General features: G+C 55.8%; 11 protein-coding genes and 1 rRNA gene. 8 read left to right on the plus strand and 4 right to left on the minus strand.

Features of this window, described 5'->3' with window-relative positions; translation table 11 throughout:
• The first annotated feature begins 24 nt into the window (after nt 1-24).
• The 6 genes from rrf to ACF8PE_RS18750 all read left to right on the plus strand — a co-directional run bounded on the left by rrf (nt 25) and on the right by ACF8PE_RS18750 (nt 7,640).
• A 5S ribosomal RNA gene (gene rrf, locus ACF8PE_RS18725) occupies nt 25-140 on the plus strand.
• Between the two features lie 211 nt (nt 141-351).
• Nucleotides 352-1,380, plus strand: coding sequence for a UDP-N-acetylmuramate dehydrogenase (gene murB, locus ACF8PE_RS18730; RefSeq protein ID WP_151586688.1), 1,029 nt, complete (start codon nt 352-354; stop codon nt 1,378-1,380).
• Nucleotides 1,377-2,339 carry a bifunctional biotin--[acetyl-CoA-carboxylase] ligase/biotin operon repressor BirA gene (gene birA / locus ACF8PE_RS18735; RefSeq protein WP_032615053.1) on the plus strand — a complete coding sequence of 321 codons (963 nt, stop codon included), beginning with the start codon at nt 1,377-1,379 and terminating at the stop codon, nt 2,337-2,339. The genes murB and birA overlap by 4 nt, the downstream gene beginning before the upstream one ends.
• A 196-nt stretch (nt 2,340-2,535) precedes the next feature.
• On the plus strand, nt 2,536-4,542 hold the full coding sequence (gene hmsP, locus ACF8PE_RS18740) for a biofilm formation regulator HmsP (protein WP_392495165.1): 2,007 nt from the start codon (nt 2,536-2,538) through the stop codon (nt 4,540-4,542).
• 158 nt (nt 4,543-4,700) lie between these two features.
• Nucleotides 4,701-5,987 carry a C4-dicarboxylate transporter DctC gene (gene dctA, locus ACF8PE_RS18745; RefSeq protein WP_392495166.1) on the plus strand — a complete coding sequence of 429 codons (1,287 nt, stop codon included), beginning with the start codon at nt 4,701-4,703 and terminating at the stop codon, nt 5,985-5,987.
• 225 nt (nt 5,988-6,212) lie between these two features.
• Nucleotides 6,213-7,640 carry a pitrilysin family protein gene (locus ACF8PE_RS18750; protein WP_051916086.1) on the plus strand — a complete coding sequence of 476 codons (1,428 nt, stop codon included), beginning with the start codon at nt 6,213-6,215 and terminating at the stop codon, nt 7,638-7,640.
• A 71-nt stretch (nt 7,641-7,711) separates the two neighbouring features.
• On the opposite strand, the gene ACF8PE_RS18755 is transcribed toward ACF8PE_RS18750, so the two are convergent.
• Entirely contained in the window at nt 7,712-8,641 is a 930-nt protein-coding gene (locus tag ACF8PE_RS18755; protein ID WP_150872665.1) for a sugar kinase, read from the minus strand.
• Nucleotides 8,642-8,873: 232 nt separating this feature from the next.
• Between ACF8PE_RS18755 and pdeH the strand changes: the two genes are divergently transcribed.
• Together pdeH and ACF8PE_RS18765 are read left to right on the plus strand one after the other, a co-directional pair.
• Entirely contained in the window at nt 8,874-9,644 is a 771-nt protein-coding gene (gene pdeH / locus ACF8PE_RS18760) for a cyclic-guanylate-specific phosphodiesterase (RefSeq protein WP_032615048.1), read from the plus strand.
• Nucleotides 9,645-9,760: 116 nt separating this feature from the next.
• Nucleotides 9,761-11,803, plus strand: coding sequence for an AsmA family protein (locus ACF8PE_RS18765; RefSeq protein ID WP_059307003.1), 2,043 nt, complete (start codon nt 9,761-9,763; stop codon nt 11,801-11,803).
• A gap of 90 nt (nt 11,804-11,893) precedes the next feature.
• Here ACF8PE_RS18765 and ACF8PE_RS18770 read toward each other — a convergent pair whose 3' ends face one another.
• The 3 genes from ACF8PE_RS18770 to ACF8PE_RS18780 all read right to left on the minus strand — a co-directional run bounded on the left by ACF8PE_RS18770 (nt 11,894) and on the right by ACF8PE_RS18780 (nt 15,483).
• The gene (locus ACF8PE_RS18770; RefSeq protein ID WP_032615045.1) at nt 11,894-13,216 is read right to left on the minus strand and encodes an MFS transporter; all 1,323 of its coding nucleotides are present in this window, start codon (nt 13,214-13,216) and stop codon (nt 11,894-11,896) included.
• Nucleotides 13,217-13,488: 272 nt separating this feature from the next.
• Nucleotides 13,489-14,532, minus strand: coding sequence for an inner membrane protein YhjD (yhjD, locus tag ACF8PE_RS18775; RefSeq protein ID WP_032615044.1), 1,044 nt, complete (start codon nt 14,530-14,532; stop codon nt 13,489-13,491).
• Between the two features lie 51 nt (nt 14,533-14,583).
• Complete coding sequence (locus tag ACF8PE_RS18780) at nt 14,584-15,483, minus strand: LysR family transcriptional regulator (protein WP_059307004.1); 900 nt, start codon at nt 15,481-15,483, stop codon at nt 14,584-14,586.
• Between the last annotated feature and the right edge of the window lie 73 nt (nt 15,484-15,556).

The raw sequence follows: 15,556 nt of genomic DNA on the forward strand, positions 1-15,556 counted from the left end.
GAGGCGGCCCGGAAACAGAATTTGCCTGGCGGCTGTAGCGCGGTGGTCCCACCTGACCCCATGCCGAACTCAGAAGTGAAACGCCGTAGCGCCGATGGTAGTGTGGGGTCTCCCCATGCGAGAGTAGGGAACTGCCAGGCATCAAATCAGGAACCCCGTACCGCAAGGTACGGGGTTTTTTGTCGTCTGTACGAAACCCTCAGGCCATAAAACCCTGAAATACTGAAACCGGTCGGGTGGCAGCTCCGCCTTACCCGGCCTGCAGGTCCCGCCGTGCCGCCCGGCAATTCCAGCCGACAAAGATCACCCAATGGGGTAAACTATCCCGGTTTTTGCATCTGGATAGCGTCTATGAATCACTCCCTTAAGCCCTGGAATACCTTCGGTATCGACCGAAATGCCCGACAGATCGTGCGAGCCGACAATGCGCAGCAGCTGCTGGCCGCATGGAATCATGCAACGCAACACCACCAACCTGTTCTTATTCTGGGCGAGGGCAGTAACGTTCTCTTTCTGGAAGACTATTCCGGCACGGTGATCGTTAACCGTATCCGCGGTATTGCGGTTGAAGAGACGCAGGAATGCTGGCGACTGCACGTGGGTGCCGGAGAAAACTGGCACGATCTGGTGCAATTTACCCTCGAACACAACATGCCGGGGCTGGAAAACCTTGCCCTGATCCCTGGTTGCGCCGGTTCATCCCCTATTCAGAATATCGGTGCTTATGGCATCGAACTCAAAAATGTCTGTGAATATGTGGACTGCATCGAGCTGGCGACCGGTGAAACGCGTCGTTTACAAGCTGATGAGTGCCGTTTCGGCTATCGCGACAGCATTTTCAAGCATGAATATCAGGACAAATATGTCATCGTCGCGGTCGGTCTGCGCCTGACAAAAAACTGGCAGCCGGTCCTCTCTTACGGTGATTTAACCCGTCTGGATCCCGCTACCGTGACTGCAAAAGAGATTTTTGCGGCAGTTTGCCAGATGCGAATGAGCAAACTGCCCGATCCAAAAGTGAACGGTAATGCCGGAAGCTTCTTTAAAAACCCGGTGATTAGCGCCGAAAAAGCGCAAACTTTGCTGGCTCAGTGGCCAAATGCCCCCCACTATCCACAGGCGGATGGCAGCGTCAAGCTGGCTGCTGGTTGGTTGATCGATCAGTGTCAGCTTAAGGGCACCACCTGTGGCGGCGCGGCCGTGCATCGCCAACAGGCGCTGGTACTCATTAACGAAAACAATGCGACCAGCGATGATGTCGTGCAGCTGGCTCATCAGGTGCGCCAACGTGTGGGCGAGAAGTTTGACGTCTGGCTGGAGCCGGAAGTGCGCTTTATCGGGCATCATGGCGAAGTGAACGCAGTAGAGACCATTACATGAAAGATCATACCGTCCCCCTGAAGCTGATCGCCATTCTGGCCGACGGCGATTTTCATTCCGGTGAACAGCTTGGTGAACGGCTGGGAATGAGCCGCGCCGCCATTAACAAACACATTCAGACCCTGCGTGACTGGGGCGTGGATGTCTTTACCGTACCGGGTAAAGGCTACAGCCTGCCAGAGCCGGTTCAACTGCTGGACGAAACCTTTATCCACGGCCAGATCGCCGATAACAGCGTTGCCGTGCTGCCGGTGATTGACTCTACCAACCAGTATCTGCTCGACAGGCTCCCCGAACTGAAGTCTGGCGACAGCTGCGTGGCTGAGTACCAACATGCCGGACGTGGACGCCGGGGACGGAAATGGTTTTCGCCTTTTGGCGCTAACCTTTACCTGTCCATGTACTGGCGTCTGGAACAAGGTCCGGCTGCTGCCATCGGTCTTAGCCTGGTGATTGGAATTGTACTGGCCGAAGTGCTGCAATCCCTTGGTGCCGATGACGTACGAGTAAAATGGCCAAACGATCTCTATCTAAAGGATCGCAAACTGGCTGGTATTCTGGTTGAACTGACAGGTAAAACCGGCGATGCGGCGCAAATCGTGTTGGGTGCCGGGATCAACCTGATGATGCGTAACGTGCAGGCGGAGGACATCAACCAGGGCTGGATCAATCTGCAACAAGCGGGGATCGCCATTGATCGTAACGTCCTTGCGGTGCAGGTTATTAACGAACTGCGTCACTCGCTGAAAACCTTCGAACAGGAGGGACTCGCACCCTTCCTGCCTCGCTGGGAGAAGCTGGATAATTTTGTACATCGTCCGGTAAAGTTAATCATTGGTGATAAAGAGATCTACGGCATCTCGCGCGGTATTAACGAGCAAGGCGCACTGTTGCTGGAGCAAGAGGGAATCATCAAACCCTGGGTTGGCGGCGAAATATCACTGCGCAGCGCCGAATAAGGTGTCAGGCCACAGCCCTTGTCATTCGGGGCTGTAACCACCCTGAGCAACCGCTCCATACTCTATACGGAGCGGGAACCAGAATAATCCCTAAACGGTTGGTTACACTCTCTTAAACACATCACGATAAGGTATACTCTGAAAGCAGCGGGGTAACAGTTGATTAACCTGCGTTTCGCGTTTCTGGAGATTCATTTTGCGTGTCAGCCGCTCTTTAACTATCAAACAAATGGCGATGGTAACAGCCGTCACCATGGTGTTTGTTTTCGTCTTTTGCGTCATTCTGCTGTTTCATGCCATTCAGCAGAATCGCTATAACACGGCTACGCAGCTCGAAAGCATTGCTCGCTCTATCCGGGAGCCACTTTCTGCCGCCATTCTGAAGGGCGACATTCCCCAGGCAGAATCCATTATTAAGAGTATCAAGCCGGCAGGCGTTGTCAGCCAGGCGGATGTCGTGCTGCCCAATCAGTTCCAGGCGCTGCGCATGAACTTTATCCCGGAGCGTCCGGTGCCGGTAATGGTCAAGCGTCTGTTTGAGATGCCGGTACAAATCTCCCTGCCAGTCTATTCCCTGCAACGTCCGGCGAACCCACAGCCGCTGGCTTATCTGGTACTGCAATCTGACTCCTGGCGAATGTACAAATTCGTGATCAGTTGGGTCTCAACGTTGGTAACCACTTACTTATTGTTGACGCTGATGCTGACCGTGGCGCTGACCTGGTGCATCAACAGGTTGATCGTCCATCCGCTGCGCAAAATTGCTCGCGAGCTGGATACCCTTTCGCCGCAGCAACAGGTGGGGCATCAGTTACCCGTCCCGCGTCTGCACCATGACGACGAAATCGGCATGCTGATACGCAGTTATAACCTGAACCAGCAGCGCATGATGCGCCAGCACGAAGAACTCAACCACAACGCCACCCGCTTCGCGGTTTCAGATCTGCCCAACAAGGCGTTTCTGATGGCGCTACTGGAGCAGGCAGTGAAACGCCAGCAGACCTTCGCGCTGATGGTAGTGGCCTGCGAGACCTTACAAGACACCGCAGGGGTGCTAAAAGAGAGCCAGCGGGAAATGGTGCTGCTGACGCTGGTCGAAAAGCTCAAATCCGTGCTTTCGCCGCCGATGGTGCTGACCCAGGTAAGCGCCTATGACTTTGTCATTATCGCCAATGGCGTCAAAGAGCCGTGGCACGCCATTACGTTGGGTCAGCAAGTGCTCACTGTTATGAATGAACGGTTGCCGGTCCAGGGGATCCAGCTGCGCCCGAGCGCCAGCATTGGCATCGCCATGTTTAATGGCATCCTGACCGCCGAACAGCTCTTCCGTCGGGCCTTCTCCGCCGCGTTCACTGCCCGGCAGAAGGGTAAGAATCAGATCCAGTTCTTCGAACCCGAGCAGATGGAAAAGGCGCAGCAGCGACTGTCAGAAGAGAACGATATCCTGACCGCGCTGGACCACAACCATTTTGCTATCTGGCTGCAGCCGCAGGTCGAGCTGCATACAGGCAAGGTGAAGAGTGCTGAGGCGCTACTGCGGATGCGTCAGGCGGATGGTAGCTGGGAGTTGCCGGAAGGGCTGATCGACCGGATTGAAAACTGCGGCCTGATGGTGACGGTAGGCCAATGGGTACTGGAAGAGTCCTGCCGCGTGCTGTCTGCCTGGCAGTCGCGGGGGGTGATGATGCCGCTGTCGGTTAACCTGTCGGCGCTGCAGTTGATGCACCCGAACATGGTCCCGGAGCTACTGGAGCTTATCAAGCGCTACCGTATCCAGCCTGATACGCTGATTCTGGAAGTCACCGAAAGCCGCCGGATCGACGATCATAACGAAGCCGTGGCGATACTCCGCCCGTTGCGTAATGCCGGGGTGCGCATTGCGCTGGATGATTTCGGCATGGGGTATGCCGGGCTGCGTCAACTGCAGCATATGAAGGCCCTGCCGGTAGATGTGCTGAAAATCGACAAGGCCTTCGTCGACGGCCTGCCTGACGACAGCAGCATGGTTGAGGCGATTATCCAGATGGCGCACAGCCTGAAGCTGGAAATCATCGCTGAGGGTATTGAAACCGAAGCCCAGCGGAGCTGGCTGGCAAATGCCGGGGTTGAGTGCGGACAAGGGTATCTTTTTGCAAAAGCCGTACCGCACGATATTTTTGAAAGCCGTTATCTTCGCCAGAATGACCATCACACTGATGACTGAATTGTTGCTGGTTTGTGCGAGCCAGCTCAAATTTCTTAACATTTGTGTTTCAAATTCAGTATGAGCTTCTATTTGTCCTGATTATTGGGTGCTATTTTAAGGCCGCAGGTGAGCAGTAACCCTACACTGCCTGCGGTTTTTCTTCCCAAGGACATCTTATGAAAACCTCTCTCTTCAGAAGTCTTTATTTTCAGGTCTTAACCGCTATCGCCATCGGCATTCTGCTTGGCCATTACTACCCTGAATTAGGCGCCCAAATGAAACCGCTTGGCGATGCCTTCGTTAAGCTGATTAAGATGGTCATCGCTCCGGTTATTTTCTGTACCGTCGTGACCGGTATTGCAGGCATGGAAAGCATGAAAGCCGTAGGCCGCACGGGTGCGGTGGCGCTTCTCTATTTTGAAGTGGTCAGCACCCTCGCGCTGATCATTGGCCTGGTGATTGTGAATGTGGTGCAGCCGGGCGCAGGCATGAACGTTGATCCTTCCACGCTGGATGCAAAAGCGGTGGCGGTCTACGCCGATCAGGCGAAGGACCAGGGCGTGGTCGCCTTCCTGCTGGATGTGATCCCCGGCAGCGTAATTGGCGCCTTCGCCAGCGGTAACATTCTGCAAGTGCTGCTGTTCGCCGTGATGTTTGGCTTTGCCTTGCATCGTCTCGGCAGCAAAGGTCAGCTGATTTTCAACGTGATTGAAAGCTTCTCTCAGGTCATCTTCGGCATTATCAATATGATTATGCACCTGGCACCGATCGGGGCCTTTGGGGCGATGGCCTTTACCATTGGCAAATATGGCGTCGGCACCCTGGTGCAGCTCGGCCAGCTGATTATCTGCTTCTATATCACCTGTATCCTGTTTGTGGTGGTGGTGCTGGGCAGCATTGCCCGCGCGACGGGCTTCAGCATCTTTAAGTTCATCCGCTATATCCGCGAAGAGCTGCTGATCGTGCTGGGGACCTCCTCGTCCGAATCGGCGCTGCCGCGCATGCTCGACAAGATGGAAAAGCTGGGCTGCCGTAAATCGGTTGTGGGGCTGGTTATCCCCACCGGCTACTCCTTTAACCTTGATGGCACCTCGATCTATCTGACCATGGCGGCGGTCTTTATCGCGCAGGCCACGAACAGCCATATGGATATCTTCCATCAGATCACGCTGCTGGTGGTGTTACTGCTCTCCTCGAAAGGGGCGGCAGGGGTGACGGGCAGTGGCTTTATCGTGCTGGCGGCAACAATCTCTGCGGTAGGGCACCTGCCGGTAGCCGGACTGGCACTGATCCTCGGTATTGACCGCTTTATGTCCGAAGCGCGCGCCCTGACTAACCTGGTGGGTAACGGCGTGGCGACAATCGTGGTGGCGAAGTGGGTGAAAGAGCTGGACCATAAAAAACTCGACGATACGCTGAATAATCGTGCGCCAGACGGCAAAACACAGGGTTTGTCCTCCTAAAATCTTCCCTCAGGCCCGCATTCCCTTGTCGGGGTGCGGGCTCCTGCGCATAATGGCCCTGAATACTTGTCATAATTGGATAAGATTTATTTCGGGTATATTTCACTTCTTGCCGTGACGTTTCGCTTCACGCGCGGTCTAATCGGAGTGTTTTGAACATTATCTTTAGAGTGCGACAGGGCGTGTGGCACTCTTTGTAACCAGGAATGTTGATCAGGGGTTCACATGCAGGGCACAAAAATTCGACTCTTAACCGGCGGTTTGCTCATGATGGCAGCAGCCAGTTATGTGCAGGCTGACGCGCTCCAGCCTGACCCGGCCTGGCAACAGGGTACGCTGGCGAACGGTTTTCAGTGGCAGGTTTTAGCCACCCCCCAACGCCCCAGCGACCGCATTGAAATCCGCCTTTCCGTCAATACCGGCTCCCTGACCGAAAGTACGCAACAGAGCGGTTTCAGCCATTTTCTTCCCCGTCTGGCGCTGACCCAAAGCGGAAGCCTGCAGGCCGTACAGGTCCGTTCATTGTGGCAACAGGGTATCGATCCTAAGCGCCCTTTGCCGCCAGCCGTCGTCTCCTATGACTACACCATGTTTAACCTCAGCCTGCCAAACAACCGTAACGATCTGCTCAAAGAGGCATTAACCTGGCTGTCGGATACGGCCGGTAAGGTTTCGATTACGCCTGAAACGGTGAATTACGCCCTGAGCAACAGCGATATGGTGGCGACATGGCCGGCAGATACCAAAGAGGGCTGGTGGCGCTATCGACTGAAAGGCTCTGCGCTGCTGGGCCACGATCCGGCGGAGCCGCTGAAACAACCGGTTGATATTGAGCAGGTGAAATCGTTCTACCAGAACTGGTACACCCCGGACGCCATGACCCTGATTGTGGTCGGCAACGTTGATAGCCGCGCGGTGATTGAACAGATTAGCAAAACCTTTGGCGAGCTGAAGGGCAAACGCAGCACCCCTGCGCCAGTCCCCACCCTGTCGCCGCTGCGCGCAGAGCCGGTCAGCATCATGACCGATGCCGTGCGCCAGGACCGACTCTCTATTATGTGGGACAGTCCGTGGCAGCCGATTCGTGAATCTGCTGCGCTGCTGCGCTACTGGCGTGCCGATTTAGCCCGTGAGGCGCTGTTCTGGCATGTTCAGCAAAGCCTGAGTAAGAGCAACGTCAAGGACATCGGTCTCGGCTTTGATTGCCGGGTGCTGTTCCAGCGCGCCCAGTGCGCCATTAACGTAGAGTCGCCGGGCGACAAGCTGAACGCCAATATGGCGTTGGTCGCTAAAGAGCTGGCGAAGGTACGCGATAACGGCCTGAGCGAAGAAGAGTTCAACGCGCTGGTGGCGCAGAAAAACCTCGAGCTGCAAAAACTGTTCGCCACTTATGCCCGTACTGACACCGATATTCTGATCAGCCAGCGTATTCGCTCCCTGCAAAACCAGGTGGTGGATATCGCACCGGAGCAGTATCAGAAGCTACGTCAGGACTTCCTTAACAGCCTGACCGCGGAGATGCTGAGCCAGGATCTGCGTCAGCAGCTTTCTCAGGATATGTCGCTGATTCTGATGCAGCCAAAAGGCGAGCCGGAATACGATATGAAGGATCTGCAGGCGACCTGGAATGGGATTATGGCGCCAGCGCAATAAAAGCAAAAAGGCAACGTAAGTTGCCTTTTTTTATGCTCCCTCTCCCTGTGTGAGAGGGCACTAGACCGCAGTTATTGTGGCATCGCTTCCCGCGGGATGATCGCGCCGCGATACTGAATCACCGTGCTGGCGGTCAGATGGCCGCGTTGCGCTGCCGCTTCCGGCGTACCACCCGTCAGACGAACCGCCAGATACCCGGCGCTGAAGGAATCACCCGCCGCGGTAGTATCAATTACTTTCTCTTTTGCCAGCTTCACTGCAGGCACCTCCACAGTCGCTTCACCGGCAACGGCCACCAGGCAAGAGTCTGCCCCGCGCTTAATGACCACTTCAGATACACCCGCCGCCTGAGTACGGGCAATCACCTCATCAACCGGCTTTTCGCCCCACAGGGCATCTTCGTCGTCGAGAGTCAGGAAGGCGATATCAGTGCATTCCAGCATCCGGGTATAGACCTGCTGCGTCTCTTCGCGGCTGACCCACAGGCGTGGACGGTAGTTGTTATCGAAAATCACCTTCCCGCCATTAGCGCGGCATTCGCGCAGCAGCGAGAAGAGTTTTTCACGGCTTTCAGGGCTAAGGATCGCCAGGCTAATGCCGCTCAGATAGAGATAGTCAAAGTGGGCCAGCGTTTCGCAGATATGGGCAGCGCTGTCGCTCTCCAGCCAGAATTTAGCAGCCGCCTCGTTACGCCAGTAGTAGAAGGTACGCTCGCCGGTGCTGTCGGTCTCAATGTAATAGAGACCCGGCAGGCGGTTTTCCATCCGCTGAGTCAGGGAGATATCCACGTTTTCGCTCTGCCAGGCGTCCAGCATCTGCTGGCTGAAATTGTCTGTGCCCAGGGCAGTCACGTAGTTAACTGCCAGCGCGTCAGCATCAACCTGACGGGCAATATATACCGAGGTGTTTAACGTATCGCCACCAAAGCCACGGTTCACTTCCGCGCCTTTCTGGGACAGTTCGATCATACATTCGCCGATCACGGCAATTTTCCTGGACATAGTCATGAACCCAAATAGTGAAATTGGCGTTAGTTTGCGCTGGCAGTCGGGAGTGGTCAACTGTATTAAAACGACGTTCCATTATTTTTTTGAACCCGGACAAGTTTTGGGTGAGTTTCAGATCTCAGATTTTCATTTTCGTCCACAACCGAACATAAAGTTCTCTTATCCGGGGCCGATAATCCTTTGACCAGTCCCGACAGGCTCTCCCCCATTCAACAGGATATCTGAAATGAAGTTAAGGCAGGACATCCAGCTGCTGAGCATCCCTGAGGCAAGTATTGAGAACTTACAGGAGCATCGCTACTGGCTGCAATGCGAGCGTGCTTATACTTTTCAGCCCATTTACCGCACCGACGGTAAACTGATGGCGATCGAGATCCTGACCGTCGTGACCCATCCGTCAAACCCGACACAGCGGATCGCCCCGGATCGCTATTTTGCGCAACTGCCCGTGCGCCACCGTCTGGATATCCTCGAAGAGCAGCTCAGCATGCTGGCGGCAAAACAGGACTTCTTTGACGAGAACAGCATTCTGGCCTCGGTCAACGTCGATGGCCCAACCCTGCTGGCGTTGCGTCAGGACGAGAGCCTGCAGAAGCTGATCCAGAATCTGCCGTGGCTGCGCTTTGAGCTAGTGGAGCATGTACGTCTGCCGCAGGACTCTTCGTTTGCCAGCATGTGCGAATTTGGTCCTCTGTGGCTGGACGATTTTGGCACCGGCATGGCGAACTTCTCTGCCCTGAGCGAAGTGCGTTACGACTACATTAAAGTGGCGCGGGATCTGTTCATTATGCTGCGTCAGACCCCGGAAGGTCGCAACCTGTTTACCCTGCTGCTGCAGCTGATGAACCGCTACTGTCAGGGCGTGATCGTCGAAGGCGTTGAGACGCTGGAAGAGTGGCGCGATGTGCAAAACTCACCTGCCGCCGCCGCGCAGGGCTATTTCCTCTCCCGCCCGGTGCCAATGGAGACGCTCGACAACGTTATCATCACCCTGTAACCCCGGCTGCTTCCCATAATAGCGCGTGGTTAACGCGTTATTACCGGACGCTGCCGCTCCTTTTTTCCTCGTCTAAACTATATTCATGACTGGCAAGGTAAAAAAGGAATTATGGGATGACAAAAACAGCGAAGATTATCACCTGGTCCGGGGGGGTCTTCTTGTTGCTGATTGTGGTGCTCATTGTCGTGATCGCGACATTTGACTGGAACCGCCTCAAACCGACCATCAACCAGAAAGTCTCGACTGAACTCAACCGCCCATTTGCCATTCGCGGCGATCTGGGTGTGGTATGGGAACGTCAGAAAGACGAAACGGGCTGGCGTAGCTGGATACCCTGGCCGCATGTTCATGCCGACGACGTGATTCTCGGCAATCCGCCCGATATCCCTGCCGTGACGATGGTACATCTGCCGCGCGTCGAAGCCACCCTGGCCCCGCTGGCACTGCTCACAAAAACCGTCTATCTGCCATGGATCAAACTCCAGAAACCCGATGCCCGGCTCATCCGCCTGTCGGAAAAAACCAACAACTGGACTTTTGATTTCGCCAAAAGCGAAGACAAAGATGCCGCCGCGCAGCCCTCATCCTGGTCGTTCCGCCTCGACAACATTCTTTTTGATCGCGGGCGTATCGCCATTGACGATGCGGTGAGCAAAGCCGATCTCGAGATCTTCGTTGATCCGCTGGGTAAAGCGCTGCCTTTCAGCGAAGTCACTGGCGAGAAAGGCAAAGATGAGAAGGGCAAGCCAGGCGATTACGTCTTTGGACTGAAAGCCGAGGGGCGCTACAACGAACAGCCTCTGACAGGGAGCGGAAAAATTGGCGGCATGCTGGCGCTACGTGGCGACGGCACACCGTTCCCGGTACAGGCAGATTTCCGCTCCGGCAACACCCGGGTGGCCTTTGTCGGCACGGTGAGCGATCCCATGAAAATGGGTGGGGTCGATCTGCGCCTCAAGTTCTCCGGGGATTCGCTGGGCGAGCTGTACGAACTGACCGGGGTACTGCTCCCGGATACACCACCGTTTGAAACCGATGGTCATCTGGTGGCGAAAATCGATCCTGAAAAGTCGTCTGTCTATGATTACCGTGACTTCAAGGGCCGGATCGGTGACAGCGATATTCATGGCTCGCTGACCTACAGCACCGGCAAACCACGGCCGAAGCTGGAAGGCGACCTGGAGTCACGTCAGCTGCGTCTGGCCGATCTGGGGCCGCTGATTGGCGTAGACTCCGGTAAAGGCACTAAGGCGCAGAAAGTCAGAAAAGAGGCGCCGCCGTCAGGGAAAGTGCTGCCTAACGACCGCTTTGAAACGGACAAATGGGACGTGATGGATGCGGATGTCCGCTTCAAGGGACGCCGAATCGAGCATGGCAGCAGCCTGCCGTTGAGCGATCTCTCGACCCATATCATTCTTAAAAATGCCGACCTGCAGCTGAAGCCGCTGAAATTTGGCATGGCGGGCGGGACGATCTCGTCCAACATCAGGCTGGAAGGGGATAAGAAGCCGATGCACGGCCAGGCGGAGATCCAGGCCCGGCGGCTGAAGCTTAAAGAGCTGATGCCCGATGTGGAGCTGATGCAGAAAACCCTCGGGGAGATGAACGGCGATGCCACCATCCGCGGCGTGGGTAACTCGGTCGCGGCCCTGCTGGGCAACGGTAACGGTAACCTGAAGCTGCTGATGAACGATGGACTGGTCAGCCGCAACCTGATGGAGATTCTGGGGCTTAACGTCGGCAACTTCCTGGTTGGGCAGATTTTTGGTGACGATGAGGTGCGGGTCAACTGTGCGGCGGCCAATATCGAGCTGGTAAATGGCGTCGCCCGTCCGCGGATCTTTGCCTTTGATACTGAAAATGCCGTTATCAACGTTACCGGCACGGCCAGCATGGCTTCGGAGCAGTTGGATCTGACCATCAACCCAGAAAGTAAAGGGATTCGCATTGTTACCCTGCGTTCACCGCTATATGTGCGTGGTCCATTCAAGGATCCGCAGGCTGGGGTGAAACCGGGGCCGTTGATTGCACGCGGTGCGGTGGCGGCGGCGCTGGCAACACTGGTGACGCCAGCGGCGGCCCTGTTGGCGCTTATCTCCCCATCCGAAGGGCAGGCCAATCAGTGTCAGGTCATTCTGTCGCAGATGAAGAAATAGTGCGGGATAGAACCCGGCGGCGCGATGCTTGCCGGGCCTGGGAATGAATCAATGCCGGGTAAGGCGTAACCGCCGCCCGGCATTTTCACATTAAAGGGACTGATGGCGGGTTTCGTGGGTCAGCAGCAGGGCAATCAGCGTCAGTGCCGCCATTGCCGCGAGGTAGAATCCAACATAAGCCAGACCGTAATTCGCCTGCAGCCAGGTGGCAATATACGGTGCCACAGAGGCACCCAGAATCGAGGAGACGTTATAGGAGAATGACGCTCCGGTATAACGCACTTCCGTCGGGAACAGCTCTGGCAGCAGCGCGCCCATTGGGCCGAACGTCAGCCCCATCAGGCTCAGACCAATCAGCAGATACGCCATCACCAGTGCCGGATTACCGGAACCGAGCAGCGGCGGGAAGACGAACAGCGCAAAAAGAATAATCAGTGAGGTGATGACAATCATGCTCGGGCGACGACCAAAGCGGTCAGCCAGCAGCCCGGCAATCGGCACCATCACGCCAAAGCCAATCACCGCCATCATCAGCATCCACAGCACTTCGTTACGCGGCAGACCCAGGCCCACCGGCGCTGGCGTGGTGCTGAAGGTCATGGAGTAGACGGTCATGATATAGAACAGCGTATAGGTCGCCAGCATGATGAAGGTACCCAGCACCGTCACGCGAACGTGTTTGGTCAGCAGGGTGCCAAGCGGGATTTTTACCTGTTTCTTCGCGGCGGCCACTTTGGCGAACACCGGGGTCTCATGCAGGGAGACACGCACATACAGGCCGATCAGCACCAGCACAGCCGAGAAGATAAACGGAATACGCCAGCCCCAGGTCATGAACTGCTCGTCGGTCAGCAGCCAGGAGAGCAGCAGGAAGGTGCCGTTGGCAAAGAAGAAGCCAATTGGCGCGCCCAGCTGTGGGAAGGAGCCATACAGCGCACGCTTGCGCGGTGGAGCATTCTCGGTCGCCAGCAATGCCGCGCCGCCCCATTCACCGCCCAGACCCAGACCCTGACCAAAACGGGCCAGCGCCAGCAGCAGCGGAGCCAGAATACCGATGGTCTCATAGGTCGGCAGCAGGCCGATGGCGACGGTGGAGATGCCCATGGTCAGGAGCGAGGCGACCAGCGTCACCTTGCGCCCGACGCGATCCCCGAAGTGGCCGAACAGCGCCGAACCAATAGGACGTGCGATAAAGGCGATAGCAAAGGTTGCCAGCGATTGCAGCGTGGCGGCCGTCGGGTCGCCCTGCGGGAAGAAAATATGCGGGAAGACGATGACCGCAGCGGTAGCGTAAATATAGAAGTCGAAGAATTCGATGGCGGTGCCAATCAGCGATGCGACGACGACTTTATTGCGCGAGTTAACCGGGGCGTTTTCCTGCTCTGAATTGAGTGTTGTGGCTGTGGCTTGCATAATCTTTTCTTATTTTTGGCGAACGAAAGGCCATATTACGCACAGCAAAAGCGACATTTCAATCTGTAACAAACGCAGCCACAGGCGAAAAAAGAAGCAAAAAGCGAATAATTTTCAGACCAGGAAAATCACATCTATGAAATGCTTCACAGAAATTAATACTTAGAGGATAAAACTGGTTTTTGGTTAAATAAAAGTTACAGGCTGGATTTATATGCTGAAATGATGAATCGGGCTGAAATATTGCATTCTTATCCAGCCCGATGGGGTGCTTAACGGTGTGTTTTACCGGGCATTCTCCGGTCATCCGGGTACTCGGCGGTGGCGATCCACGCCGCACAGAACAACGTCAGTCTGGCGAAGAAGTAGAAGAAAGCCATCAGCCCCAGCACAGAGCCGAATGCCGCCCCAGACGGCGAGGAGACGAGGGACGGCAGCGTGTAGGTCATCACGATTTTAATCACCTCAAAACCGATAGCGGCAATAAAGGTACCGCGGATCAGCGCCTTGCGGCGTGGCCTGTGGCGCGGCAGTCGCCAGAAAATCCAGAAGAAAAGCAGATAGTTAGCCAGCATCGAAATACCTAACCCTACCAGATGCCAGACGGGTTTCAGCCACTCAATGGTGTCGAGATAGAGCGCGGAGATAATCATCTGCTGCGCCGAGCCTGCCGCAGAGGTGATAGAGAGGGTGATAACCAGCGCCACCAGCAGACCAATCAGCGAGACGAAGTCGCGCAAATATTTAATCCAGAATTTCTCCTCATCCTGCGGCTTGCGCTCCCAGACGTCGCGCGACTGAGCGCGGATTGCTTCACGCAGGTTGCCCATCCAGTTAATGCCGGAGTAAAGCGCCACGAAAAGCCCGACAATCCCCACGGTGGTACGCTGCTCGACGGCGGTGCGGATAGTGCTTTTCAGGGTGGTGGCCAGCGTCGGATCGCTGACGTTCTGCAAAATTTTATTGAAGATATCCTGCAGCAGCGTCGGGTTGGAGACCAGAAAGAAGCCCGCTGCGGCAAAGGAGAGCATCAGGATCGGGATCATCGATAAAAATGAGAAGTAGGTGATCGCCGCGCCAAACTGATTGCCGAGCCGGTCGTTGAACCGCTCGGTGGCACGCAGCAGGTGGGCAATCATCGGCTGCTGCTGAATCAGCTGGAAGGCGTCCTTCGCCTTGTCCAGCAGGCTCCCCGTTTTACGTATGGAGGTGATTTTAGGTTCAGCCGGCGGCTGGGGTGGACTGGTTTCCAGTTTTTTAATCGGCTCGAAGTCCAGATCATGGGTGGGGCGTTGCTCACTATTTTCCGGCGTCACGCGCACTTTCCTTATTGATTAGCGGGAGGTCCTTAAAATTATAGCCTGCGCTCAGTCAACGTAGGCTTTCATGATGTCCGTGAGCCAGGCCATAAACAGATGTACCCGGCGGGAGAGGTTACGGCGGTGGGGATAGATAAGCGACACCGGCATCGGTCTGGCGCGGTACTGCGGCAGGATCTCCAGCAGCTTTTTAGCGCGCAGCGCGTCACGCACGCCCACCCGCGGAACCTGAATAATCCCCAGCCCGGCGATGGCAGAGGCGTGGTAGGTCTCGGTGCTGTTGACCGTCAGCACGCCACCGGTCTTGACCCAGTGGGTCGATTCGCCGTCGTAATATTCGAACCCCTGGGGCCGGGTGCCGAGATGCGTCGCATAGTGCACCACGGCATGCGAGGCTAAATCATCCAGCCCGTCGGGGTAGCCAAAACGCGACAGATAATCCGGGCTGGCGCAGTTGACGACCGACAACCTGCCGAGCGGGCGGGCAATTAAACCGGAATCTTTTAGAGTGCCGACGCGCACCACGCAGTCAAACCCTTCCCGAACCACATCCACCAGCCGATCGCTGCTGCTCAGTTCCAGTTCAATGCCGGGATACTGTTGTAAAAATAGCGGCAGGCGGGGGATGACTAAATTTCGCGCAACGCCCGTAGGCATATCCACCCGGATCCTTCCGCTGACGCTGGCAGGGTCGTGCAAAAAAAGACCATCCAGTTCATCCATGTTAGCCAGCAGATCTTTGGCTCGCTCGTAATAGACCATCCCATCCTGTGTGAGGCTGACGCGCCTTGTGGTGCGGTGCAATAGCTGGGTGCCCAGCCCGTTCTCCAGGGCCTGGATCTGACGGGATACACTACCTTTAGGAAGGCCCATAGAGTCTGCTGCGCGGGAAAAACTCTCCAGTTCAGCGACGCGAATGAACAACTGCATTGCCTGAATTTTATCCATAGGAAGCGCTCATTGTTGTTAGCAGTGAAACAGTGAAGCGTTTTTAGCTACCTTTATTGATTTTCTATCACCT

This window comes from Leclercia sp. GLN_9 (assembly GCF_043105735.1).
Classification (GTDB): Bacteria; Pseudomonadota; Gammaproteobacteria; order Enterobacterales; family Enterobacteriaceae; genus Enterobacter; species Enterobacter adecarboxylatus.

Excerpts from the sequence above, each read along its gene's own strand:
- dctA (WP_392495166.1), top strand. The coding sequence starts at position 4,701 with ATGAAAACCTCTCTCTTCAGAAGTCTTTATTTTCAGGTCTTAACCGCT.
- birA (WP_032615053.1), top strand. The coding sequence starts at position 1,377 with ATGAAAGATCATACCGTCCCCCTGAAGCTGATCGCCATTCTGGCCGAC.
- ACF8PE_RS18765 (WP_059307003.1), top strand. The coding sequence starts at position 9,761 with ATGACAAAAACAGCGAAGATTATCACCTGGTCCGGGGGGGTCTTCTTG.
- ACF8PE_RS18770 (WP_032615045.1), bottom strand. The coding sequence starts at position 13,216 with ATGCAAGCCACAGCCACAACACTCAATTCAGAGCAGGAAAACGCCCCG.
- pdeH (WP_032615048.1), top strand. The coding sequence starts at position 8,874 with ATGAAGTTAAGGCAGGACATCCAGCTGCTGAGCATCCCTGAGGCAAGT.
- murB (WP_151586688.1), top strand. The coding sequence starts at position 352 with ATGAATCACTCCCTTAAGCCCTGGAATACCTTCGGTATCGACCGAAAT.
- ACF8PE_RS18750 (WP_051916086.1), top strand. The coding sequence starts at position 6,213 with ATGCAGGGCACAAAAATTCGACTCTTAACCGGCGGTTTGCTCATGATG.
- ACF8PE_RS18755 (WP_150872665.1), bottom strand. The coding sequence starts at position 8,641 with ATGTCCAGGAAAATTGCCGTGATCGGCGAATGTATGATCGAACTGTCC.
- ACF8PE_RS18780 (WP_059307004.1), bottom strand. The coding sequence starts at position 15,483 with ATGGATAAAATTCAGGCAATGCAGTTGTTCATTCGCGTCGCTGAACTG.